This is a genomic window from Vibrio sp. 10N.222.49.C9 (genome assembly GCF_041474985.1).
GTDB classification, from domain to species: domain Bacteria; phylum Pseudomonadota; class Gammaproteobacteria; order Enterobacterales; family Vibrionaceae; genus Vibrio; species Vibrio crassostreae_C.
In genome coordinates, this window is sequence record NZ_JBFRVD010000812.1 from 1 (window position 1) to 542 (window position 542).

At 51.3% G+C, this 542-nt stretch carries 1 protein-coding gene; it reads left to right on the forward strand.

The window, feature by feature from the left end; all coding sequences use genetic code 11:
* Positions 1-452: hypothetical protein (locus tag AB4585_RS25730; RefSeq protein ID WP_372171611.1), on the forward strand; the 452-nt coding region annotated here is incomplete at its 5' end.
* Positions 453-542 lie beyond the last annotated feature (90 nt).

Genomic DNA, 542 nt, shown 5'->3' on the forward strand with positions numbered 1-542 from the left:
GGGTTATCAACCCAGATGGTACCCTCGTTGAGGGTGAGGGCCGAAATCTTGATAAGTATGGTAGGGGGTCGTTCCTCTACTTCCCTTCTGAGGAATCGGTAATCTTGAAACACAAGAAGGAGGGCTCATTCGGTGAGCACACCTTTGAGGTGCTTCAGAAGCCGACCTTGAGCCCTTCACAGCTTGAGGCTGTGAAGGCGATTGAGGACTCAATTCAGGCGCGTTACTCTAGTGACCGCCGCAACGGCGCAGGCCGCCGTAGCCCATGGATTGGTCATGGTTTTGGCCTTACGGGGCGTCCCGCGCTTATCTGTGAAGATGAGTACGTGGATGAGTTCCAAAAAGCTGATGTAGAGAAAGTGGCAAAACAAGCGCCGAAGCGTCAAAAGAAGCTTCTGGATAAGCCAGATCCAAACTCGCCGTTCGCGGCACTGGCGGCTCTAAAGCGTTAGCCGAATTAACCTCAAAATCTTAGTTTATCTAAGGTTTTGGGGTTTTTTGCGTTTGATGGTTGGAAGCGCTGGTGGTCAGTATGTTTTAGC